Origin of the sequence: Thomasclavelia sp., from assembly GCF_047249845.1 — a bacterium.
GTDB lineage: Bacteria > Bacillota_I > Bacilli_A > Erysipelotrichales > Coprobacillaceae > Thomasclavelia.
In genome coordinates this window covers 20,493-44,488 of the sequence record NZ_JBKTWO010000009.1, presented here as the reverse complement: position 1 = coordinate 44,488, position 23,996 = coordinate 20,493, and the positions used below count along the sequence as shown (strand labels likewise).

The 23,996-nt window shown below is 30.4% G+C and carries 16 protein-coding genes, 1 pseudogene and 1 other annotated feature; of the genes and pseudogenes, 13 read left to right on the top strand and 4 right to left on the bottom strand.

What is annotated here, in order from left to right; all coding sequences use genetic code 11:
- The first annotated feature begins 17 nt into the window (after positions 1–17).
- The 3 genes and pseudogenes from ACLR9T_RS03760 (at position 18) to ACLR9T_RS03750 (ending at position 3,292) form a co-directional block, all read left to right on the top strand.
- Positions 18–2,105, top strand: a complete 2,088-nt coding sequence (locus tag ACLR9T_RS03760; protein ID WP_413108198.1) for an EAL domain-containing protein — start codon at positions 18–20, stop codon at positions 2,103–2,105.
- 697 nt (positions 2,106–2,802) lie between these two features.
- Positions 2,803–2,973, top strand: a pseudogene (locus ACLR9T_RS03755) (IS3 family transposase); the annotation flags it as partial.
- A gap of 148 nt (positions 2,974–3,121) precedes the next feature.
- Complete coding sequence (locus tag ACLR9T_RS03750) at positions 3,122–3,292, top strand: IS3 family transposase (protein WP_413108197.1); 171 nt, start codon at positions 3,122–3,124, stop codon at positions 3,290–3,292.
- Between the two features lie 271 nt (positions 3,293–3,563).
- Here the strand turns inward: ACLR9T_RS03750 and ACLR9T_RS03745 are convergent, their stop codons facing one another.
- From ACLR9T_RS03745 to ACLR9T_RS03730, 4 genes are all read right to left on the bottom strand, one after another.
- A complete protein-coding gene (locus ACLR9T_RS03745; RefSeq protein WP_413108196.1) occupies positions 3,564–4,706 on the bottom strand; it encodes a sensor histidine kinase in 1,143 nt (380 codons plus the stop codon).
- On the bottom strand, positions 4,642–5,334 hold the full coding sequence (vanR, locus tag ACLR9T_RS03740) for a VanR-ABDEGLN family response regulator transcription factor (protein WP_413108195.1): 693 nt from the start codon (positions 5,332–5,334) through the stop codon (positions 4,642–4,644). Before vanR ends, ACLR9T_RS03745 begins: the two co-directional genes overlap by 65 nt.
- Positions 5,335–5,438: 104 nt before the next feature.
- Positions 5,439–6,827, bottom strand: a complete 1,389-nt coding sequence (argH, locus tag ACLR9T_RS03735) for an argininosuccinate lyase (protein ID WP_413108194.1) — start codon at positions 6,825–6,827, stop codon at positions 5,439–5,441.
- A 41-nt stretch (positions 6,828–6,868) separates the two neighbouring features.
- Positions 6,869–8,080 carry an argininosuccinate synthase gene (locus tag ACLR9T_RS03730; protein WP_413108193.1) on the bottom strand — a complete coding sequence of 404 codons (1,212 nt, stop codon included), beginning with the start codon at positions 8,078–8,080 and terminating at the stop codon, positions 6,869–6,871.
- A 160-nt stretch (positions 8,081–8,240) separates the two neighbouring features.
- Between ACLR9T_RS03730 and ACLR9T_RS03725 the strand changes: the two genes are divergently transcribed.
- The 10 genes from ACLR9T_RS03725 to ACLR9T_RS03680 all read left to right on the top strand — a co-directional run bounded on the left by ACLR9T_RS03725 (position 8,241) and on the right by ACLR9T_RS03680 (position 23,956).
- Positions 8,241–9,359 (top strand): AI-2E family transporter, encoded by a 1,119-nt coding sequence (locus ACLR9T_RS03725; RefSeq protein ID WP_413108192.1) that lies wholly within the window; start codon positions 8,241–8,243, stop codon positions 9,357–9,359.
- 213 nt (positions 9,360–9,572) lie between these two features.
- On the top strand, positions 9,573–10,286 hold the full coding sequence (locus ACLR9T_RS03720; RefSeq protein ID WP_413108191.1) for an ABC transporter ATP-binding protein: 714 nt from the start codon (positions 9,573–9,575) through the stop codon (positions 10,284–10,286).
- Positions 10,279–11,889: a hypothetical protein gene (locus ACLR9T_RS03715; RefSeq protein WP_413108190.1), complete on the top strand. Its 1,611-nt coding sequence runs from the start codon at positions 10,279–10,281 to the stop codon at positions 11,887–11,889. The genes ACLR9T_RS03720 and ACLR9T_RS03715 overlap by 8 nt, the downstream gene beginning before the upstream one ends.
- Before the next feature lie 206 nt (positions 11,890–12,095).
- Positions 12,096–16,430: a discoidin domain-containing protein gene (locus ACLR9T_RS03710; RefSeq protein WP_413108189.1), complete on the top strand. Its 4,335-nt coding sequence runs from the start codon at positions 12,096–12,098 to the stop codon at positions 16,428–16,430.
- A gap of 12 nt (positions 16,431–16,442) precedes the next feature.
- Entirely contained in the window at positions 16,443–17,186 is a 744-nt protein-coding gene (locus tag ACLR9T_RS03705; RefSeq protein WP_413108188.1) for a hypothetical protein, read from the top strand.
- Between the two features lie 491 nt (positions 17,187–17,677).
- Complete coding sequence (locus tag ACLR9T_RS03700) at positions 17,678–19,771, top strand: peptidoglycan D,D-transpeptidase FtsI family protein (protein ID WP_413108187.1); 2,094 nt, start codon at positions 17,678–17,680, stop codon at positions 19,769–19,771.
- A gap of 48 nt (positions 19,772–19,819) precedes the next feature.
- Positions 19,820–20,033: a binding site (T-box leader), on the top strand.
- Between the two features lie 43 nt (positions 20,034–20,076).
- A complete protein-coding gene (gene argC / locus ACLR9T_RS03695; RefSeq protein WP_413108186.1) occupies positions 20,077–21,114 on the top strand; it encodes an N-acetyl-gamma-glutamyl-phosphate reductase in 1,038 nt (345 codons plus the stop codon).
- An 11-nt stretch (positions 21,115–21,125) separates the two neighbouring features.
- Positions 21,126–22,349, top strand: a complete 1,224-nt coding sequence (gene argJ, locus ACLR9T_RS03690; RefSeq protein WP_413108185.1) for a bifunctional glutamate N-acetyltransferase/amino-acid acetyltransferase ArgJ — start codon at positions 21,126–21,128, stop codon at positions 22,347–22,349.
- Positions 22,350–22,363: 14 nt separating this feature from the next.
- Entirely contained in the window at positions 22,364–23,227 is an 864-nt protein-coding gene (gene argB / locus ACLR9T_RS03685) for an acetylglutamate kinase (protein WP_413108184.1), read from the top strand.
- A gap of 549 nt (positions 23,228–23,776) precedes the next feature.
- Positions 23,777–23,956 carry a hypothetical protein gene (locus tag ACLR9T_RS03680; protein WP_413108183.1) on the top strand — a complete coding sequence of 60 codons (180 nt, stop codon included), beginning with the start codon at positions 23,777–23,779 and terminating at the stop codon, positions 23,954–23,956.
- Positions 23,957–23,996 lie beyond the last annotated feature (40 nt).

Genomic DNA, 23,996 nt, shown 5'->3' with positions numbered 1-23,996 from the left:
CATCTGTCGGAGGAAAAATGGAAGAGGAGATAGCCATATTATCAAAAGGCATTGAAAGCCACTATATAACAGAATCGTTAAATATAAGTGTTAGTAAACATTTATTAGATGAGCATTTTACATTGGTAGCAGCAAATAATCGTTATTATGAAATGTTTGGATATGATAAGGAAGAATATGTTAGATTGTTTAAAAATCGGCCTGATTTATATTATGCTGATGATCCAGAGGGTTGGGAAGAATTGGGGACAATTGTTGCAACTGCATTAAAAAATGGAGATAGTGGATATACATATATAGGACGAATGAGACATAAAGATGGTAGAAAAATTTGGATTCATCTCGTAGCTCATTTTATTGATGAATATGTTAATGGATACCAGGTATCTTATTCAGTTATGATGGATATTAGTGATCTTATGCAAAGTAAGATTGAAAAAGATGTAACACAAAATATATTTCCAGGACTAATATCAAAATATAAGGTTACTGATATTGGATATGAATTTTTAGATGGAAATCAAAGATTTCATAAAATGTTTGAAAATACTAAGCTTTCGTTTCGATGTAATGAAGTTAGTGAAGCTAGTGAACTTCATACAATATGTACTATGTATGATGATTTTCGTAAAGGTATTTCAAAAACTTTTATAGTTGCTCCAAAAGATAAAAATGGGGAAAAATATTATTTAAAAGTTAGTGCTGAATGTATTGATTGGATCAATAATGATCCTATATATTTATTACTTTATACTGATATTACAGATTTAACAATACAAAGTCAAAAACTTGAAAACTATAATCGTTCAGTTCATAAGCTTGCTTATTCTGATGAGGTTACTGGTGGATTTAATCGTAGAAAATTTGATCAGGCTGCTTTTGAAGCTATTAATAGTAATGAGATTGAGACATATAGTATGATTTGGCTGAATCTTCAGAAATTTAAATTGATAAATGATATTGCAGGGATAGAATTAGGTGATAAAACTTTAAAATATGTCTATGAAAAAATTACCAAGTTATTAAATGATGGAGAATATGTGGCAAGATTATTTTCCGATAATTTTGTAATTCTTTTGAAAGAACAAAATGATCAAAAAATAGAAATGAGATTAAATAATATAATATCTCAAATTAATGATTTTAATGATAGTAGAGAATTAAAATATTATCTTACATTTATATGTGGTATTTATCATATCAACGATATTAAACTACCTATTACAACAATGGAAGATCGTGCTCATACTGCTTTGAAATCTATAAATAGTAAACAGTCGGATTTATGTGCATGTTATTATTATACTGATGAAATTCGTTCTATATTATTACAGGAAAAAGAAATAGAAAATATTATGAGGGATTCTTTAAAAAAGAAAGAGTTTCAAATATATTTACAACCTAAGTATTCATTAAAGTCAAAAAAAATATATGGGGCTGAAGCTTTAATTAGATGGATTCATCCAATTAGAGGATTATTATCACCAGCTGAATTTATTCCTTTATTTGAAAGGAATGGATTTATTATAGATATAGATCTTTATGTTTTTGAAGAAGTTTGTAATTTGATTAGGAAATGGCTAAATGCGGGAAAAGAAATCCATCCTATTTCTGTTAATATGTCAAGAGCCCATTTTGTAAATAATGATTTTTTTAAAGAATATATTAGAATAAAAAATGAATATGATATACCTTCTAAATATATAGAAATTGAATTAACTGAAACGATGGTATTTGAAGATCCAGAAATGTTTAGCAAAATTATTAAAAAAATTCATCAAGCTGGATTTAAATGTTCAATGGATGATTTTGGAAGTGGCTATTCTTCACTTAATTTATTAAAAGATTTAGAATTGGATATTGTTAAACTTGACAGAGCCTTTTTTTCATCAGAAATGATGGAAAATAAAAAAGAGAATATTATCGTTAAAAGTATAATTGATATGACACAAGCATTAAATATGTTAACAGTAGCTGAAGGAATTGAATCAAAACAACAAATGGAATTTTTAAGCAAAACAGCATGTGATTATATTCAAGGTTATGTTATTTCAAAACCTGTATCTATCAATGAATTTGAAAGAATGATTGAGATTGATAAATAAGTCGTTTAACTGATTTATAATACTTTAGTAAGAATATTCAAATAATTTTTATTATTGGATAAAATTAAAATACAAATATTTGTATACGATATTTATTGGATTATTTCTTAGTTTATTTATCATAATATAAAAAGGAACTGATTTGATATGATGCCTCTAAAGTAGACAATGTAAATAAAAAAACATTGTCTACCTTGGAGGTGTTTTCTTTTGAGCAGAAAAAACAAATTTTCAATAAACCAAAAGATTAATGCAGTTTTTGATTTTAAAAGTGGAAAAAAGAATGCCATAATTATGTATTGATTTAGGGTTGAGGAGTATATGGCTGGGTGGAAATCTATGAAAAGTAAGGGAAAATAGGTTTTCTTCCAAAACAGCATATCAGTAGTTGCTCTAAAGAGTTTAAAGAGGAAGTTGTTACTGTCTATCTTAATGGTGATGGTTCGTTAATTGATATCGCATTAAAATATGATATTTCCTCTTGCGAGACTTTAAGAAAATGGGCTTTTATAATAGTCATATAAAGTTAAGGGATTATAATTCACAAGGGAATATATATGACTAAATCAAGAAAAATAACAAAGAGCAAACTTATTAATGAAGAATTAACATAATTGATACTAGAATACGATGAAAGGTTTTATCACATTCTGTGATATAGAAGAATGATATGGGCGTTAAATCAGTGATTCACCAAAAAAAGAAGAAGTATAATAAAACTATAGCAGAAAATATTTTAAAAAGAGATTTTTATGCAATGAAACCAAATGAGAAATGGGCAACAGATGTTACAGAATTTAAAATTATAGGAATCTCTGAAAAATTGTATTTAAGTGCTATTATAGATTTATATGATAGAGGTATAGTAATTAATCCTAATAAATTAGTACGATATCTTTGATAAATCAATAGAAGCAAACCCAGGTGCTAGATCTATTTACCACCCAGCTAGAGGATTTTAGTACATAGGTAAAGTGTTTCAAGGAAAGCTAAAAGAGAATGAAATGATATAGAGTATGTCTAGGGTCGGCTGTTGTGTAGATAACAGACCTACTGAGGGATTATGTGGGATCATGTATTATTCAAACCAGTTTCATGATAAAGAGACATTAGAAAAAGCAATAAAAGAGTATATCTATTTTTATAATCATGAAAGATTCCAAGATATAATAATCAAACACCAATAGAAATAAGAGGTAAGGCATTGAATAGTGAAACAATAGAGCATTATCCAATACCAGAAAAAAGATTCAAAACTATTATCAACAATTAGAATTAAAGAATTAAATATATAAATAACAGCATAATAAAAGATGACCTATCACTAAATCATCTAATATAAACTTTATTTATTTCAACTTGACAAGAATCAGATCATTACCTTATTGTAGAGCTCTTTTTTTGTAAGAATATGTTAACATTAAATAATCAATTTTTTAACAAATACATATAAATTATTTATAATGGTAATTTAACAGTAAAAGTAATTAAGTTATTATTTAAATCTGCATGAATCGTACCATTATGTAACTCAATTATCTTTTTTGTTATTGCGAGTCCTAAACCAGAGCCGCCAGTTTTACTGTTTCGTGATTCATCGAGACGAACGAAGGGCTCGAAGATATGTTTTAGTTTATTTTTATCAATGTTATTAATAGAATTTGATAACTTAATTAAAATATAATTATTTTCTTTTTTAGCAGTAATTGTAATCTTTGAATCTTTATTACTATAATTGATAGCATTACGAATAAGATTATCAAAAACTCTTTCAAATTGATTTATATCAATTGATAGAGTAAGATTATCTTCAATTTCACTAATACATTCAAGGTTTTTTTCACGGTATAATGGCATGAATTCATATGTTATTTGAGCTAACATGATTGATAAATTAACAGATTGTTTTTCTAAAGTTATATCGCTTAAATTATATTTAGCAATCGAAAAAAACTCTTCTATTAATTCTTCTAAACGTATTGATTTATCATAGGCTACTTTAATATAATTTTTTATTTCTTCGGTTGATAAATTAGACTGATTATTTAAGAGATCTAAATATCCAACAATTGAAGTTAAAGGAGTTTTTAAGTCATGTGCTAAATATAGTAATAAATCATTTCTTTGTTTTTCAGATTGTTTTATAGCTGCTTTATTATTTAAAGAATCTTTTTTTATTTGATTCATTTGATCTTCAATTTCCTTTAACTCAAATGGAAGACTAATCAACCTGTCATTATCTTCAACTAAAGTTTTTCCTGCTTCCAACATTTTTTCGATATATTGTAGAGATTCTCGATATCTAAGCCAAAAGATAATAATTGTGTCGAGAGCGACAAGACTTATTGATATTGCAAGTAAGTTATCTTTGATAAATTGAGCAAGCTGATAAACGAAATCATATTCTTGCCAGACATATTGATGATAAACTTCATAAGAATAGACAAATAAAATGATAAATGTAATTACTGAAATACCAATTGTAACAGCTATCTTTTTAAATAGGTTAGCAGTTAAACTTTTTTTAAAATGTGAATTACTCAATGGTATAACCAACTCCCCAGACTGTTTTGATGAATTTTGGTTTACGGGCATTTTCATTCATCTTTTCACGTAATCTTGCTACATGAGCCATAACAGTATTGTTATTGTCTAAATATTTTTCTTGCCAAACAGCTTCAAAGAGTTCTTCAGATGTTACAACACTACCTTTTTTACTACATAAATACCATAAAATAGAAAATTCTAACGGAGTAAGATTTAAAGGCTGATCATAAAGTGTACATTTATGATTATCATTATTGATCATTAAACCATTAAAGTCATATATTTGCTGATTTGCAATTGCTTCATTGGCATTATAACGAAGATAGCGTCTTAATTGAGTCTTTACTCTAGCTGCTAACTCTAAGGGATTAAAAGGTTTGGTTAGATAATCATCAGCTCCTAATGTTAAACCATTTATTTTATCTAAATCATTACTTTTGGCTGTTAACATGATTACAGGGAAAAAATGATTTTTTCGGATTTCTTTTAATAAACTAAAACCATCTAGATCTGGCATCATAACATCTAAAATGGCTAGATCATAATGATTTTTTTGTAAACTGTTTAATGCATCTTGACCATGATAATATTTAAAAACATGGTAACTTTCATTTTGCAAATATAATTCAACTAAATCAGCAATTGATTGTTCATCATCAACTACTAAAATATTATATGCCATAGTATCACCTCATTTTTCATCTTAGCTTATTTTGAATAAAAAAACAAATTTAATGTTGATATTTAAGAAAATTGTAAGAATTTATTATATGAAAAAAGGTTCATTTATTTTGAACCTTTACCTTCATTTAAATAGATATCATTTAAAGCAATAACTTGTTTCATGGCCTCAATACCTGGAGCACCAATAGTATTACGCTTATTAACACATGTTTCAACACTAATAACTTCATAGATATCTTCATCAAATACATCACAAATAGTTTTAAATTCATCAATACTCAAATCATCTAAATCCTTATTTTGTTCAATTGCATATAAAACTAATCGACCAATGATTCCATGAGCATCTCTAAATGGAACCCCTTTGTTTACTAGATAATCTGCAGCATCAGTAGCATTAGTAAAACCACCAGTTGCAGATTTGCGCATTTTTTGTTTATTAAAAGTTGTTGATTTCAACATATCATTTAATAACTGTAAACATCCTTTAGTTGTTGTTAAAGCATCAAAAACTAATTCTTTATCTTCTTGCATATCTTTATTGTATGCCAGTGGTAAACCTTTCATAGTTGTAAGTAAACTAGTAAGGGCACCATATACACGACCAGTTTTACCTCGTATTAATTCTGCAATATCAGGATTTTTCTTTTGTGGCATTATTGAAGAACCAGTCGAAAAAGTATCATCTAGTTCAACGAACTGGTATTCATTTGTATTCCAGATTATTATTTCTTCACTAATTCTTGACATATGCATCATCATTGTAGACATTGCACTTAATAATTCAATTAAATAATCACGATCACTGACACCATCAATACTATTTAAACAAGGGCCATCAAAGCCTAGAAGTTGAGCAGTATATTCGCGATCTAGGGGATAAGTTGTACCAGCTAATGCACCTGATCCCAAAGGGCATATGTTCATACGAGTATAGATATCTTCTAAACGGCTGCTGTCACGTTTAAACATTTCAAAGTAAGCTCCTAAATGATGGGCTAAAGTAATAGGCTGAGCTTTTTGTAAATGTGTGAATCCTGGCATAATCGTATTTAAGTGTTCTTTCATGATTTCATTTATTGTTGTTAAAAGATTATGAACTAACGTATTCATCATAATAATTTGGTCACGAGTATATAAACGCATGTCTAGTGCTACTTGATCATTTCTGCTTCTGCCAGTATGTAATTTTTTACCTGTAGCTCCAATTCTTTCAATTAAAGTTGATTCTACAAAACTGTGGATATCTTCTTGTGAATTATCGATTTTAAGATCACCATTGTTAATATCTATTAAAATTTGGTTAAGTGCAGTTTCGATTTGTTGACCTTCTTCTTGAGTTAAAATATTTTGCTTTGTCAGCATCTTAACATGAGCAATACTACCCTGGATGTCTTGTTGATAAAAAGTTTGATCGAAATTAATTGATGCATTAAAATCATACACTAACTGATTAGTTGGCTTAGTAAATCTGCCACCCCATAAATTCATTTTATTTCCTCCTATTATAATAAAAGGGCTATAGCCCTTTTTTATTTTTTATTATTTAATTTCATCGCTCTAACTTTAGTTGATAAACCATATAAAGTAATAAATCCTTCAGCATCATGATGATCATATAGTTCACCAGTTGCAAAACTAGCGATATCTTCATCATATAATGAATATGGTGAAGTTGTTCCTTCTTTAATAATATTACCTTTATATAATCTAAACTTTGTAGTTCCACTCACGACTTCTTGAGTTTTATCAACAAAAGCAGTTAAAGCTTCACGTAGCGGTGAAAACCATTTAGCAGCATATACTAATTCTGCGAATTCTACTGAAACTAAACGTTTATATTTTAATGTTTCACGATCTAGAACTAATTCTTCTAGTTGACGATGGGCCTCCATTAAAATTGTTCCTCCAGGTGTTTCATATACTCCACGTGATTTCATTCCCACAACACGGTTTTCAACAATATCAACTATACCAACACCATTGCGGCCACCAATTTCATTTAACTCTTCAAGAATTGCAGTTAAAGACATTTCTTTTCCATTTAATTTTACTGGAACACCTTTTACCCATTCGATTTCAACATGTTCAGCTTTATCAGGAGCATTTTCAGGTGCTGTTGATAGCACTAATAGATGATCATAATTTGGAGTATTTTCAGGATTTTCAAGCTCTAGACCTTCATGAGAAATATGCCAAATGTTACGATCACGTGAATAACTTGAATCTACAGAAAATGGTAGATTGATTCCATGAGCTTTACAATATTCAATTTCTGATTCACGAGAATCCATATCCCATTTAGGATCACGCCAGGCAGCAATAATTTTTAAATCAGGTGCTAAAGCTTTGATTCCAAGTTCAAAACGAATTTGATCATTTCCTTTACCTGTTGCACCATGACAAATTGCAGTTGCTCCTTCTTGGCGAGCAAGATCAACTAATACTTTTGCAATTAAAGGTCTTGCAGTAGCAGTACCTAATAAATACTTATATTCAAATACAGCATCAGCTTGAACTGTTGGGATAATGTAATCTTTTACATATTCATCAACAACATTTTTAATATAAAGTTTTGTTGCTCCACAAGCTTTAGCGCGTTCTTCTAAACCGTCTAATTCATCAGCCTGTCCAACATCAATACAACAACAAACAACTTCATAATCATAATTTTCTTTTAACCAAGGAATAATAGCAGTTGTATCAAGTCCCCCGGAATAAGCAAGAATAACTTTTTCTTTCATCATTTAATCCCCCTTAGAATAACTTTAAATTATCATTATCATAAACTATAGGAATAATAATTGCAATAATTTATCGCAATTATGCGATAAATTTATTATTTGTTCATATTTGAGCAACAGTGGTAAAATAAAATATAAATATATTATCAGGGAGGAATTTATGAAAGAAATTAAACTTGATTATCGTAAAATACTAGAAATTGTACTAATTGCAATTGTTTGTTATTGGGGACTTAATAATTATAAATTAATTTTTAATTCTTTTAATAATATACTATCAGTTATTATGCCATTTTTAATTGGCTTTATTATTGCTTTTGTGTTAAATGTATTGATGATTAGAGTTGAGAAGTTATTAATGAAGTTTTTTAAAGGTAAAGTATTTAATTATTGTAAGAGAATTATAAGTATTAGTTTATCAATTTTGATTTTAATTGGAATTTTAGTATTAATAATAAATTTAGTTATTCCAGAAATATCAAATGCAATAAAATTAATTGTTAATAGTCTACCAGAAGTATTTGAAGATATTCAGGCATGGAGTAAAAGTAATAGTGATATTTCACCACGTTTGGAAAGCTTATTGAATAACATTGATTTAAATTCGATAACAAGTGAATTTAGTAATATTGTAAAAATAGGTTTTACTGGAGTTTTAGGTTCAACTGTAGATATACTTTCGATGATTGTAGGAGGTATTTTTAATTTAATTGTAGGATTTGTATTTGCGTTTTATATTTTAGTAAGTAAAGAAACTTTAAAACGTCAAACTCATAAATTAATAAATTCTTGTTTACCAGAAAAGGCATCTACTAAGTTAGTTGAGATAGCTACTTTATCAAGAACAACCTTTACTAATTTTATTATTGGTCAAACAATCGAAGCGATTATTTTAGGTGGATTATGTGCTATTGGGATGCAGATATTAGGTTTCCCATATGCTCCGATGGTTGGAACATTGGTAGGAATAACTGCATTTGTACCAATTGTTGGTGCCTTTATTGGTGGAGGAATTGGTGCTTTTATGATCATGACAGTTGATCCAATGCAAGCGGTGTTCTTTATTATTTATTTAATTGTTTTACAGCAGTTAGAGGGGGATTTAATTTATCCAAGAGTTGTAGGTTCTTCAGTTGGATTACCATCGATTTGGGTATTATTTGCAGTTACTGTTGGTGGTGGATTATGGGGAATCGCAGGAGTATTGTTCAGTGTACCAGTATTATCAGTTATTTATGCATTGGTAAAAGAGCATATTAATAATGTTAGTAAAAATTGAATGATTTAATGATTTTTGCATATCCTGTAATATTGTTACAGGATATTTTTTATAATCTATTTAGAAAAACTTCTAAATAGATTAGGTCTATGATATAATCTGTTTAGATATTTATCTAAATAGTTATAAATGTCTTGCAATTATATTGATATAGGGATATTATATATAATATAAATAATAAAAATAATTTATTTATGAAATGAGGAGATGCATATGTTAAGAATTGAAAATCTAACTAAAAGTTATGGTAGTAAAAAAGCTGTTGATGATTTATCATTGCATATTGAAAGTGGCCATATTTATGGATTTATTGGTCATAATGGGGCAGGGAAGACAACAACTTTAAAATCAGTGGCAGGAATCATGGAATTTGATCAGGGGAATATTTATATTGATGGTAAATCAATTAAAGACGATCCTCTTGCATGTAAATCAATTATGGCATATATTCCTGATAATCCCGATTTATATGAGTATTTAACAGGGGTTAAATATTTAAATTTTATTGGTGATGTTTATGGAGTTAGTCAGAGTGAACGAGAATCAAGGATTAAGAAATATGGAGATATGTTTGAGCTTACAGATTCGTTAGGGGAACCGATCAGTGCTTATTCACATGGGATGAAACAAAAACTGGCTGTAATTTCAGCTTTGATTCATGAACCTAAATTAATAATCATGGATGAGCCATTTGTAGGTTTAGATCCTAAGGCATCACATTTATTAAAGGGATTGATGCGAGATTTATGTGATCGAGGAGGGGCTATCTTTTTTTCAACACATGTACTTGAAGTGGCAGAAAAACTTTGTGATAAAATTGCAATTATTAAAGCGGGGAAACTTGTCGTATCCGGGAATACTCAAGAGGTTATTGGTGATGACTCTTTAGAAGAAGTATTCTTAGAGTTGGAGGATGACAATGCTTAAATCATTAATTAAGATTCGTTTACAGGGAATCTTTATGCGCTCGATGAAAGGCAGTAAGAAGCAAAAGATAACGGCTGGAAAAATAGTTTTTATGCTTGCTATATTTGCATATATAGCTGTTGTATTTGGAGCAATGTTTGGATATATGTTTAATCAAATTTTAAAACCGTTTATAGCAATTGGTTATGAATGGCTGTATTTTGGAATTATGGCAATTTTAGTTGTTATATTATGTTTTATTGGTAGTGTTTTTACGACCCAGCAGGAGATATATGGAGCTAAGGATAATGAATTGTTATTATCGATGCCTATTAAAACAAAGGATATTTTACTTAGTAGAATATTTGTCGTATTAATTATTAATTATCTCTATGAAGCTTTAGTAGCTTTACCTTGTATGGTTACTTATTTTACACAGGTTCCTTTTGATCTAGTAAAGTTTCTATTCTTTATGATTGTAATTATTACCTTACCTCTTCTAGCATTAGCTTTATCATGTGCTTTTGGATGGATCATGGCAATGATCATGAAAAAAATTAGAAATAAAACAATTATTACTATGATTATTTCTTTAGGTTTTTTAGGAGCGTATTTTTATATTATTAATAAGGTACCTGATTACTTGATGACTTTAGTAGCTAATGGTGAATCAATAGGTGATGCTATTAAAAATACTTTATTTCCAATTTATCATCTAGCAATTGCGATTAGTGAAACGAATTTAATTAGTTTATTTATATATTTACTTAGTGTTTTAGTACCTTTTGCAATAGTAATATATTTACTTTCAAAGAATTTTATTGGTATTGTAACTAGTAAAGCACCATCTAAGAAAGTAAAATTAAAAGATTCAGATATAAAATACTCTAGTCAAAAAACAGCTTTATTTAAACGGGAATTAAAGCACTTTACCTCTAATCCAATGGTAATGTTAAATGCAGCTTTAGGAATTGCATTTACAGTATTGCTTGCAGGAATGTTATTAGTTAAAGGTACAGAGATGGTGGATATGCTAGGGGTTATTCCTTTGCAGTATAGGAATATGATCGATGAATATATAGTAGCTTTACTTTGTATTGCAGTAATTGGGACTAGCTCGTTGAATATTATTAGTGCAGGATTAATTTCTTTAGAAGGTAATCGATTATGGATTATTAAATCATTACCAATTAAAACAATTGATATTTTACACAGCAAACTTTTCTTGCACTTAGCTTTATGTATTCCACCGGGATTATTATTTTCAATTATTGGGTCATTTGTTTTTTCTTTGAATATAGCTGATTGTATCGTTGTTATATTGGCTCCGATTACTTTTACTGTTTTGGAAGCTTTGTTTGGTTTGATTGTTAATTTATGGAAACCAAAATTTGATTGGATCAATGAAACAGTAGTTGTAAAGCAGAGTGCTTCAGTTATGATTGCTTTATTTTCAACTATGGCTTTTGTAATTATGATTGGTATTTGTTATTTTGGCTTTTTAAGTGACTTTATTAATGTTAAAACATATGTTTATGTTTGTTTAGGAATTTTTATAGTTGTTGATTTAGGACTTTATTATTTATTAAAAACTTGGGGAGTAAGAAGATTTGAAGAGTTATAAGCTAGGATTTTATTCCTAGCTTTTTTGTGTAAAAAAATAATCAATTAATGTAAATACATATAAATTATGTGATGTTATATTATTTATGTAATCGTTTACAATTGTTGTTTATGATTAGTGGAAGGGAGTGGTCATTAGGTATTAATAATATTTGTGAAAGATAGATATTTTGGGATACTTAAATAATGAAGGGAAGGAATTTATAAATGAAACTAAAAAGTATCTTAAAAAAGATGACTATTTGTACAATGACAGTAATGATGGGTTTTACCTGTATGTCAACTTTAACAACTGTCAAGGCTAATGAGCTAGTAATGGCAAAGACTACTGATGATTTAGGTAGTGTTATAAAAGAGCCGGTAGTTAATGAAAATCGGGTTGATGCTCAATTAGAGAATGCTGGATTAAGAATCACATTTTATCGTGATGATGTATTTCGAATCTATGTGGATCCAACAATGGAATTTGCTGATCCTACACCAAATTCACCAGATCATGAGGGGAAAATGATATCTAAAGGTGAAGAAGAATATATAAATGAATATGGAGCAGTTACACCACAATTAACTGAAAATAATGATTCTTATGAAATTTCTACTGATAGTATAAAATTATTAATTCGTAAAAGTGATGCTGTTATGACATTAATTAATAAAAATACAGGAGAAATCCTTTGGAAAGAGGCATCACCTATAAAAATTGGTGGTAGTAAAAGTACTCAAATACTAGAAGAACAAGAGCATGAATATTTCTTTGGGGGCGGAATTACTAATGGTTTTGTCAACCAAAATGGACGTAAAGTAAAGATTGAAATTGGTTCTTACTGGACTAGTGGTGCTAATTCATCACCAATACCTTTTTATTTATCAACAAAAGGATATGGAGTAATGCGTCATACATGGAAATCAGGTCTATATGATTTTGGTAACAGTGATAAAAATATTGTCAATGCAACTCATAATGAAAATAGATTTGATGCATTTTATTTTGTTGGTGATACGATGACGAATGTTGTTGATGAATATACTGAATTGACAGGTAAGGCATCTATGATGACAAAATATGGTTACTATTTGGCACATTTAAATTGTTATAATCGTGATAAATGGGTAGAAAATAGTGATGGTACGCGCACAGAATATCAATCAGGTAAAGGTGCTCCAGCTAATGCTGTAATGGAAAGTTTAAATGGTCAAGATAAAAACGGGAACAAAGATGAAGAAGCTTATAAATTTTCAGCACGAGCTGTAATTGATGATTATGTTAATAATGATATGCCCTTAGGATGGTTTTTACCAAATGATGGATATGGCTGTGGTTATGGACAAAGTGATAGTTTTGAAGGTGATTTACAAAATCTAAGTGATTTTGCTTCTTATGCTAAAGACAATGGAGTTATAACTGGTTTATGGACACAACAAGATATCTGGCCAGCTGATAAAAATAATCCTCAAAAAGGTGAACGTGATATTGTTGCTGAAGCAAAAGCTGGTGTTTCAGCATTAAAAACCGATGTTGCATGGGTTGGAAATGGTTATTCAATGGCTCTTGATGGCATTAAAACAGCCTTTGAAGCTATAAAGGATCATACTAGACCATCAATTATTTCTTTAGATGGATGGGCTGGTTCACAACGCTATGCAGGAATGTGGACAGGAGATCAAACTGGTGGAAACTGGGAATATATTAGAATGCATATTCCTTCATATATAACAGCAGGTATGAGTGGACAGTTTAATGTAGGAAGTGATATGGATGGAATCTATGGTGGTGGAAATCCAGTTGTTCAAACACGTGATTTTCAATGGAAAGCTTTTACACCAATGCAATTAGATATGGATGGCTGGGGTAAAGAAGATAAAAAACCATGGGTATTTGATGAGCCATATACTTCAATCAATCGAATGTATTTAAAATTAAAGGCTGAAATGTTACCTTATAATTATACTTTATCAAGAGAAGCTTATGATAGTAGTGTTCCGATGGTAAGAGGAATGTTTTTAAGTGATGCTAATGAGTATACATATACAAATAAAGTTAATGAGAATCAATTTACTTGGGGTGATTCTATTTTAGTTGCACCAGTTTATCAAGATATAGCATCTGATGAAAAAGGCAATGATATTCGTAATGATATTTATTTACCAGGTGAAGATAATGTTTGGATTGATTATTTCAGTGGTCAACAGTATCAAGGTGGAATGATTTTGAATGGTTTTGATGCACCTGTTTGGAAAACACCAGTCTTTGTTAAAAATGGTGCAATCATACCAATGACAGTAGAAAATAATTCACCATACGAATTAACAGGTGATGAAGATCGGATCTATGAAATTTATCCTTCTGGAAACACTGAGTTTGTTCAATATGATGACCAAGGTGATACAGAGGCTTATAAATTAAATGATTTTACAACAACAAAAATTACTTCTAGAGCACCTGTTAGTGGAGATGGCCAAGCAGTTATTACAGTACAACCAACTAAAGGTGATTTTAAAGGAATGGTAGCTAATAAAGCAACACAATTTGTTGTAAATGTAGCCAAAGAACCAACAAAACTAAGTGCACAAGTAGGCAAAGAAAAAGTTACGTTACGTAAAGTAACATCGATAGAAGAGTTTAATGCTGGTGAAAATGTTTATTATTATAATGAAGCACCAGATATGAATAAATATGCTACAGAGGGTAGTGAATTTGCTAATGTCGAAATTATTAATACCCCTAAGTTATATGTTAAAGTAGCAGCTACTGATACGACTAAAAACGCTGTTTCTCTTACAATTGAAGATTTCAATAATACTCAACCACGGGTTCATGATAATCAAACAGTGTTACCAGAAACACCAGCTAATTTGCATGCTGTTGATAAAGGAGATACTACTATTTCAATTGCTTGGGATAAGGTTGATACTGCAACAATGTATGAGGTTCAAGCTAATGATCGAATTTATTCAAATATTACAGATACAAATTTTACAGTTCCAAACCTAAATTCTGTAACAACTTACCAAATCAAAGTTAGAGCAGTTAACTCAAAAGGTATTTCATCATGGAGTGAGCCAATTGAGGAAACAACAACTTTAGATATTTATCGAAATAAAATAAAAGATATGGATGTTAGTGTATCTTCACAATCTTATCAATGGCCTAAAGAAAATATTATTGATAATAATAATAGTACTGTATGGCGTACTGACTATAGTCAGACTGATAATTTGCCAGCATATGCCTTATTTGATTTAAAATATGTTTATGATTTAGACAAGCTTGAATATTCACCATTAAACGAAAATTATGCTAACGCTAAGGCAAAAGATATTGAAATTCAAACAAGTATGGATGGAAGAGTTTTTAAAACTGTTAAAGAGGTAACTTGTCCTGATGATGAAAGTATGATTACTTTTGATTTAGAAGGTGTGTCTGCAAGATTTGTACGTTTCTATATAAAGAATTCATATAGTTATTATTCAGGAGCTGCAGAAATTAGCATTTATAAAGAAGAGGGTTCTGGAACTAAAGTTGTTGGTGACTATAATGAAGATGGTCAAATTGATGAATCTGATTTAATTTTCTTTGAAAACTATGCAGGAGTAAAAGAAGGGGCAACAATGTGGGAAAGTCAGGTTAAAAAAGCTGATCTTAATCAAAATGGATATATTGATGCTTATGATATAAGTTTTGTATCTAGCCAGATAGATGGTGGTATTGTTCCAACTAGAAAGCATATTAATGGAGAAATTATTTTAGAACCTTCTGTAAAAGAAGTGAAGAAGGGTGAAACTTTTACAATTGATGTAATGGCTAATCGTTTTGCAGATATTAATGCTTTTAATTTTGAAATACCATATGATACTTCTAAATATGAAGTAGTTTCATTGCCTGAAGCTGTAGATAGTATTAGTGAGATGAGAAATTTCTCAATAAATTTTGAAAAAGAGGGTTATTTATCAGTTTCTTTTGCTAATGTCGGTAATAAGAGTAGAATTAACGGTAATGGAAAATTAGCTACAATTGAATTTAAAGCTAAAGAAGATAGTATTATCGCTTTGTCTGGTCAAAATGGATTAATAGTTGATTCACGTTTAAATACTCGTGATGCTTTTGAAGAAATTAGAGTGATCGAAGGAATTAGTGCTACTTGTGCTCAGGAATCCTCACCTAATTCAACAAAGAATATTTTAGATGGTAATGATACAACTTACTTATGGTCAAGTTGGGTAAATAATGACATTATGGAAGCTGATAAAGAAATTTATCTTGATTTAAAAGATATTTATGAGTTAGATAGTATTAATTATTATCGTGGTCAGGAATATTCATGGTTATGGTTTAATTATGCAGATATTTATATTAGTGAAGATGGTAAAGATTATACTTTATTTAAAAAGAAAGTAAAAGCTGATACGACAAATGAGCCTGCAGTATTTGATATTAGTGGTGCTAAAGGACGTTATATTAAAATCGTTCTTCCTAACGAATATCTTCCATACAAATATTTTGCAATTGCAGATTTAGAAGTTGTAAAAGCTGCAACTAAGTAGGGGGATCAGAAGATGAAAAAATATATTAAAATAATATTTTCAGTATGTTTGGTTCTATTATGTATAAGTAATATCAAACAAGTATCTGCTCAAGAAGCCATAGGTGAAATTAAGGTGACGGATATTGAATATAATGATGACCAAGCTATTGTAAAAGTAACTGTTACAAATAATACATATACTAATGATCAATTAAAAATTATGTTTTTAACAGCTGAAGCTAAAAATAATTATGGTTATTATTATAGTGAAAAAGGTACTAAAATAGATAATAATGTATATGAGTTTACATTAACATTGCCAAAAAATGATATTTATATTATAGGAACTGATGGTATTTCAGGAGCAAATACATCTATTTATACAGAATGTAGTACGATTGAAAATCCTTCAGTAGATAAATCAGAATTAGAATCATTGATAGAGAAAGCAGAAAAACTAGATTTATCACTTTATACTCAAGAAAGTGCTGATAAATTAAAAGGTGTTTTAAAAGATGCCAAGGAATTGATACTAAATGAAAAAGCAACTCAAGACGAAGTTAATGAAATGATTAAAAAACTTCAAAAAGCGATAGATGAATTAGTTGAAATATCAGTAACTGAAAAACCAGGAAATGATTCCAACTCATCAAATACTGATGGAAATTCAGCAAGTACAGGTGATGATAGTAATGTACTATTATTGTTATGTGCATTATTTAGTGTTACAGGAGTAATGTTGATTGTAAAAAAGACTTATAAGAAAAATAATTAGTATTTATAGGAGGATTTGATAATTTTCAAATCCTTCTTTTATTAGTTACAAATGATAATAGAAAATCAGTTAGAAATATAAAAACTTTATAATTTAAAAACAGGAAAATGATATGTTATCTAGATAATGTATTAAGACTATCTTATTTTAGTGATTATGATTAGGTAATCCTTAAATGAATAGTTCCTACCAATTTTTAAAAGTTTTATATTTTTTACTAAAAACAAAATTTGATTTAATTATTGTATCTACAGGAATAGCCTCAATGTTTCTTTTTGTGGTTTTAGAATAAATTTAATTTTTCTAGTATCTAAAAAATAATAAATTCTTTCAGACTAGGAAGATTATTTTTTAAATAATAGTTCAAATATGTTTCTTTATTTAAAATAGGTCTATTTATCATTTTTCTCCTGTTTTTATAAAATTAAGAAGATTTTAATATACTTATTTCGATTGTTAAATTATAATAAAATAAAAGAGGAGGCAAAGAAATGTCATTTAATTTTCGAAATAAAATGCATAAGATTCGTTTTTATGGTGCCTTGGAACAGGAACGTGAACAAAAAAACCGACAGGACAATATCGTCAGTAGACGTCTGATCGTTCTGCTTTGTTTTATCATTGCTATTACTTCGGTTATGGCTGTTAGACTGGCTCTTATTCAGTTTAATGATGCCGATGAACTCGCTGTCAAGCTCGAAAAATATGGTACTGCTACTTATTCGACTGATGCCCCCAGAGGCGAGATCGTCGATCGCGAATACAAGAAACTGGTTCAAAATACCAATGTCATCTGTGCTACATATTATGCTCCTAAGAAGATCTCTGACAAGCAGCTTCAGACTTCAGCTAAATTTTTAGCTAAGACTATCAAGCTTGACACTTCTTTGATCTCTAAGCGCAATAAGAAGGACTACTTTATTATTGCTTTTCCTGATCTGGCTAAGAAACTGGTCAGCGATGAGGAAAAGGAGAAACTTAAAAAGCAGGAAAACTATGAAAGAGCTTTATTAAGTCTGCAGATTGACCGGATCACAGACGAAATGCTCGATGAGCATCTGGATGAGGCTACGCTGACATATACCCACTTTTATTATCTGATGAAAAGCTGTACGAGCGGTTCATCGATCCTGGCAGAGGGGATAAGCGAACAGGAAGCCAGCATCATCGGAGAAAATGCTGATATTCTGCCAGGAATCAATGTGACAACAGACTGGTCGAGACAGTATGTATATGACAAGGAGTTTTCTCAGGTGCTGGGAAAAGTAACAACGAAGAAACAGGGACTGCCAGTAGAGCTGAAGAATCAGCTGTTAGCTTTAGGATACCAGAACGATTCAAGGGTAGGGGTATCAGGACTGGAAGAACAGTATGAAGAGATTCTAAGAGGAAGTGACAGCAGCTATACGCTTAATTATGACAGTAAAGGAAATCCGATCATAACGAGTGCAAAGGCAGGAACAGCAGGATCGAATATCCGTTTATCGATTGACTGGGAGCTGCAGCAGCTGGCAGATACAGTGATAGAAAATGAACTTAAGGCAATGAACAGTCAAAACCGATTTTTTAATAAAATGTTTTTTACGATGATGGATCCCTACACAGGAGAGATTATTGTAATGTCAGGAAAGATAATCAATAAAGAGACAGGAGAGGTAACGGACTATGCAGCAGGGAACTATCTAGATGCCAATCTGATAGGTTCGACAATTAAGGGAGGGACAGTCTATACCGGATTCAAGGAAGGAGTCATCACACCGGGAACGACATTTATGGATGAACCGATCAAGATAAAGGGAACGAAGGAGAAAAAATCTCATCGAGATATGGGACTAATCAATGAAATAGATGCACTGGCATATTCATCAAATGTATACATGTTCAGGATAGCAATGCTGCTGGGAGGAGCAAATTATATTTATGATGGACCGCTGAAGATCAATGATGCGGCATTTGAGACTCTAAGAAGAGACCTGGGAGAACTGGGACTGGGAGTAAAGACTGGAATAGATATACCGAATGAAGCTTTTGGATATAGAGGAAATAAGAGAACCGGAGGATATCTGTTAGATGCCTCAATAGGGCAGTATGATACTTATACAAACATTCAGCTGGCGCAGTATGCATGTACACTAGCAAATGGAGGAAAAAGGGTCAAACCAAGATTAATGATGGATTCATATGTAACAGATCAGGATGGAAAAGCGAATGCAAACTATACAGCAAAGACAGAGATACTGGATGATGTATCAAATCAGACAACGGCATTTGGACAGATCAAACAGGGGATGAGGGCATGTGTGACAAGAAGCAACGGGACATGCAATGCATTCTGGAGCAGCAAGCCGTATGTAACATATGCTAAGACTGGAACAGCTGAAGACTATACTGGAACTGGAAAAACCGATTATCCTAACCATCTGCAGATAGGATATGTACAGGCAGATGAAAACAGCAGGCCAGCAGTAGCATTTGCATGTGTAGCAATTAGACAGACAAAATCATCAACAGGGACAAGTTCAGCACCATATATTTCTCAACAGATCGTTGATAAATATGTAGAAAAGTATTTGCAGAATAGATAATAAATAAATTTTTGTTTGACAAAATATTTTTTAGTAATATAATAATAATCAAACTCGATGACTAAAAGAGTAGTGCTGATGGTGATTTTTAGCGAGCTAACGTAGGTGAAAGGTTAGTAATCAAATCAGGATGAAGCGCATTTACGAGAGGAAAGTGGGAAATTGATAGTATCGCTTTCGGGTAATCACCCTTATTGATGAAAGAGATCATAAGGTCAACTTATGATAAGTAGAGTGGTAACGCGGTTAATTCGTCTCTTATTTAAGAGGCGTTTTTTTATTTTAATGAAAAAGGAGGACTAAGAATGATTAGAGTAGGAATTGTGGGATCAACTGGATATGGGGGATGTGAGCTAGTTCGATTTTTATTAACTCATAAGGAAGTTGAGATTAAGTGGGTTTCATCAAGGACGTACACTGATCAAGAATATAGTTCAGTTTATGCTAGCTATTTTAAATTATTGGATCAAAAATGTGTTGATGAAAACATTGAAAATTATTTAGATGATGTAGATGTTATTTTCTTTGCAACCCCTCAAGGGGTTTGTGCAAAAATGATTAATCAAAATGTTTTAAATAAGGTTAAGGTAATTGATTTAAGTGCTGATTATCGAATTAAAGATGTAGCTGTTTATGAACATTGGTATGGAATTAAACATGCTTCACCTGAATTTATTAAAGAAGCTGTATATGGGTTATGTGAAATTAACCGTAATAAAGTGAAACAAGCACGGTTAATTGCTAATCCAGGATGTTATCCAACATGTTCTATTTTAACAGTTTATCCTTTAGCTAAAGCTGGATTAATAGATATGGATACATTGATCATTGATGCTAAGAGTGGGGTTAGTGGCGCTGGGCGAGGAGCCAAAGTAGCTAATTTGTATTGTGAAGTAAATGAAAGCATCAAGGCATATGGGGTAACGACTCATCGACATACCCCAGAAATAGAAGAACAATTAGGTTATGCTAGTAAACAGGAAGTATTATTAAATTTTACACCGCATCTAGTACCAATGAATCGAGGGATTCTGGTGACTGCTTATGCAAAGTTAAAAGAAGGGGTCAGCAAAGAAGAAGTAGAAGCAGCTTATCAATGTTATAATGGTGAATATTTTGTAAGGGTCTTAAATTCTGGCAACATACCTGAGGTCCGGAATGTAAAAGCTAGTAATTTTGTTGATATTAGTTATAAGATTGATCCACGAACTAAACGAATTATAATGATGGGTGCAATGGACAATTTAGTAAAAGGTGCAGCTGGTCAAGCGATTCAAAATATGAATATTATGTTTGGCTTAGATGAAAAAGAAGGATTACTGTTAGCACCAGCAGTGTTATAGGGGGAAAAATAATGAAAATAATAGAAGATGGAACTGTAACATCACCAATAGGTTTTTATGGTGCTGGAGCACATGTAGGAATAAAAAAAGAAAATAAAGATCTAGCATTAATATATAGTCAGGTTGATGCTAAGGCAGTTGGAACGTTTACTAAAAATATTGTTAAAGCAGCACCAGTGTTATGGGATAAAATGCTTGTTGAAAATTATGATCATGCGAGAATTGTTGCTATTAATAGTGGTGTAGCTAATGCTTGTACTGGTGATGAGGGATTAAAGTGCAATGAACAGTTTGCAAAGACTGTGGCTGACTGTTTTAGTGTTGAAAAAGAGGAGGTTTTGATTTGTTCAACGGGGGTAATTGGTAAACAATTACCAATGGATAAAATTATTACTGGGGTACCTCCAGTAAAGCAGTTATTAAGTGATAGTCAGGAAGCTGGGAAACTAGTTGCAGAGTCTATCATGACGACAGATACAAAGCCAAAACATCTAGCGGTACAAATAGAAATCGATGGTAAAGTCGTTACACTTGGTGCTTGTTGTAAAGGTTCAGGGATGATTCATCCCAATATGGCTACAATGTTAGGCTTTATTACAACGGATTGTAATATTTCTAAAGAGTTATTAAATAAAGCTTTAAAGGAAGTTATTCCTGATACATTTAATATGGTATCTGTAGATCGTGATACTTCAACTAATGATACAGTTTTATTATTAGCTAATGGATTAGCTAATAATAAAGAAATTGTTAATGAGGGTAAAGATTACGATACTTTTAAAGATGCTTTATACTATGTTAACGAATATTTAGCTAAAGCGATTGCTGGTGATGGTGAAGGAGCAACAAAATTATTAGAAATACAAGTTCATGGAGCTAATAGTATTAAACAGGCAAAAGTGATTGCAAAGAGCGTATGTACTTCACCATTAGTAAAAACAGCTGTATATGGTAATGATGCTAATTGGGGACGATTATTGTGTGCAATGGGTTATTCAGGGGAAGAATTTGATCCTTATAATGTTGATTTAAGTATCGCAAGTGAATTTGGAAATTTGCAATTAGTAACTAAGGGGATGGCTACTAATTATGATGAACAAACAGCAACTAAGATTTTATCAAGTAGTGAAGTAAAAGCAATAATTGATCTTCATAACGGCAATTATCAAGCGACGGCATGGGGATGTGATCTAACATATGATTATGTTAAGATCAATGCTGATTATCGTTCATAAGGGGGAATAATAGTATGCATACAACAGAACAAAATAAAGCTCAGGTCTTGGTAGATGCTTTAAGTTATATTCAAAAATTTGCAGGGGATACGGTTGTCATTAAATATGGTGGTAGTGCCATGACGAATGAAGTTATAAAACATTCTGTATTAAAAGATATTGCTGTACTAAAATCGGTTGGTATTAAACCGGTAATTGTCCATGGTGGAGGAAAAGATATTAATAGCTGGTTAAATAAAGTTGAGATAAAGAGTGAATTTAAGAATGGACTAAGAGTTACAACTAAAGAAACATTAGAAGTTGCTGAAATGGTGTTATCAGGAAAATTAAATAAAGGTCTTGTTCAGCATATGGAAAGAATTGGTACTCATGCAGTTGGTTTATCAGGTAAAGATGGAAATATGCTTACAGTTGAAAAATGCTTGTCTAAAGGTGAAGATATAGGTTATGTTGGTAAAATTACTCGTGTTGATACTGAGTTAATTGAGACATTATTATTAAATGGGTATACTCCAATTATTTCAACAATTGGCTTGGATGAAAAATATCACGCTTATAATATAAATGCAGATGATGTAGCAACAGCTATTGCTAGAGCGCTAAAAGCAAGTAAATTAGTATTTTTAACAGATATTGAAGGGGTTTTAAAAGATCCTAAAGATCCTAATACTTTAATTTCTAGAATTAATACAAATTCAGCTAAACAATTGTTTGAATCAGGAGTTATTCAAGGAGGAATGATTCCTAAATTACAAAATTGTATTGATGCAGTACAAGATGATGTAAAAAAAGTTCATATTTTAGATGGACGAATGGAACATAGTTTATTAATTGAAATCTTTACTACTAGTGGAGTAGGAACAGAAATTAAAAAGTAATCTTTAGAGATTACTTTTTAATTTGGTAAAGAGTTAAAAATAATATATTAATGGTAATCTTTGGGTTAGTTATTTCGTTTGTTGTATTGTCTGTCTTAAAAATTATAAATACATAGATATTAATTCTTTGTCCCATGTTAATATTTTTAATAGAAAGGAAGAAATTTTATATGAAAAAAAGAATTAATATTAACTATTTTAATATCACTGATTTTATTACCGATTTCTGGATGTGACAACAATAAAAAAACAATGAGTCTAAAGATGTATTTGTAAGTACTAAGACTGATTCATATAAAATAATTGAAGAACTTGAAAATGCTGGTGATTTAATAATTATTGGTACTAGAGTTAAAGAATTAAAATTTGATGTTGTATATGATGAAAATGGTGTATATCAAATTGCTTATACTTACTCGTTTTTTAAAGTTGATGAAATTGTAAGCAATAATGTTGAAGAACCAAAAAAGAAATAACTATTTTTGAAAATTAAGTATATGATAAAAAAATAACGAAATTTTGCATATTGCAGGATATACTAATATGGTGATGGGAAATAAATATGTCTTATATCCTAGATTAGCAGATGAAGGTTATTTTATTTCTTTGGTAGTCACTTTTGGTAAAGTTCCATTAACAAATTCTGAAATTAATAGTTCTAAAATAAATATGAAAAATGATGATAATGAAAGTAACCAAGTTATTGACAATTTGTACAAAGAAATTTAAAAGAATATAAAAGCAAAACAATTAAGAAATAGAAAATAGG

Bases quoted from the DNA above. Each gene is read 5' to 3' on its own strand.
- argB (WP_413108184.1), top strand. From the start codon at position 22,364: ATGCATACAACAGAACAAAATAAAGCTCAGGTCTTGGTAGATGCTTTA.
- vanR (WP_413108195.1), bottom strand. From the start codon at position 5,334: ATGGCATATAATATTTTAGTAGTTGATGATGAACAATCAATTGCTGAT.
- argJ (WP_413108185.1), top strand. From the start codon at position 21,126: ATGAAAATAATAGAAGATGGAACTGTAACATCACCAATAGGTTTTTAT.
- ACLR9T_RS03680 (WP_413108183.1), top strand. From the start codon at position 23,777: ATGGGAAATAAATATGTCTTATATCCTAGATTAGCAGATGAAGGTTAT.
- ACLR9T_RS03720 (WP_413108191.1), top strand. From the start codon at position 9,573: ATGTTAAGAATTGAAAATCTAACTAAAAGTTATGGTAGTAAAAAAGCT.
- ACLR9T_RS03700 (WP_413108187.1), top strand. From the start codon at position 17,678: ATGTCATTTAATTTTCGAAATAAAATGCATAAGATTCGTTTTTATGGT.
- argH (WP_413108194.1), bottom strand. From the start codon at position 6,827: ATGAATTTATGGGGTGGCAGATTTACTAAGCCAACTAATCAGTTAGTG.
- ACLR9T_RS03710 (WP_413108189.1), top strand. From the start codon at position 12,096: ATGAAACTAAAAAGTATCTTAAAAAAGATGACTATTTGTACAATGACA.
- ACLR9T_RS03715 (WP_413108190.1), top strand. From the start codon at position 10,279: ATGCTTAAATCATTAATTAAGATTCGTTTACAGGGAATCTTTATGCGC.
- ACLR9T_RS03750 (WP_413108197.1), top strand. From the start codon at position 3,122: ATGTCTAGGGTCGGCTGTTGTGTAGATAACAGACCTACTGAGGGATTA.
- ACLR9T_RS03725 (WP_413108192.1), top strand. From the start codon at position 8,241: ATGAAAGAAATTAAACTTGATTATCGTAAAATACTAGAAATTGTACTA.
- argC (WP_413108186.1), top strand. From the start codon at position 20,077: ATGATTAGAGTAGGAATTGTGGGATCAACTGGATATGGGGGATGTGAG.
- ACLR9T_RS03760 (WP_413108198.1), top strand. From the start codon at position 18: ATGGAAGAGGAGATAGCCATATTATCAAAAGGCATTGAAAGCCACTAT.
- ACLR9T_RS03745 (WP_413108196.1), bottom strand. From the start codon at position 4,706: ATGAAAATGCCCGTAAACCAAAATTCATCAAAACAGTCTGGGGAGTTG.
- ACLR9T_RS03730 (WP_413108193.1), bottom strand. From the start codon at position 8,080: ATGAAAGAAAAAGTTATTCTTGCTTATTCCGGGGGACTTGATACAACT.
- ACLR9T_RS03705 (WP_413108188.1), top strand. From the start codon at position 16,443: ATGAAAAAATATATTAAAATAATATTTTCAGTATGTTTGGTTCTATTA.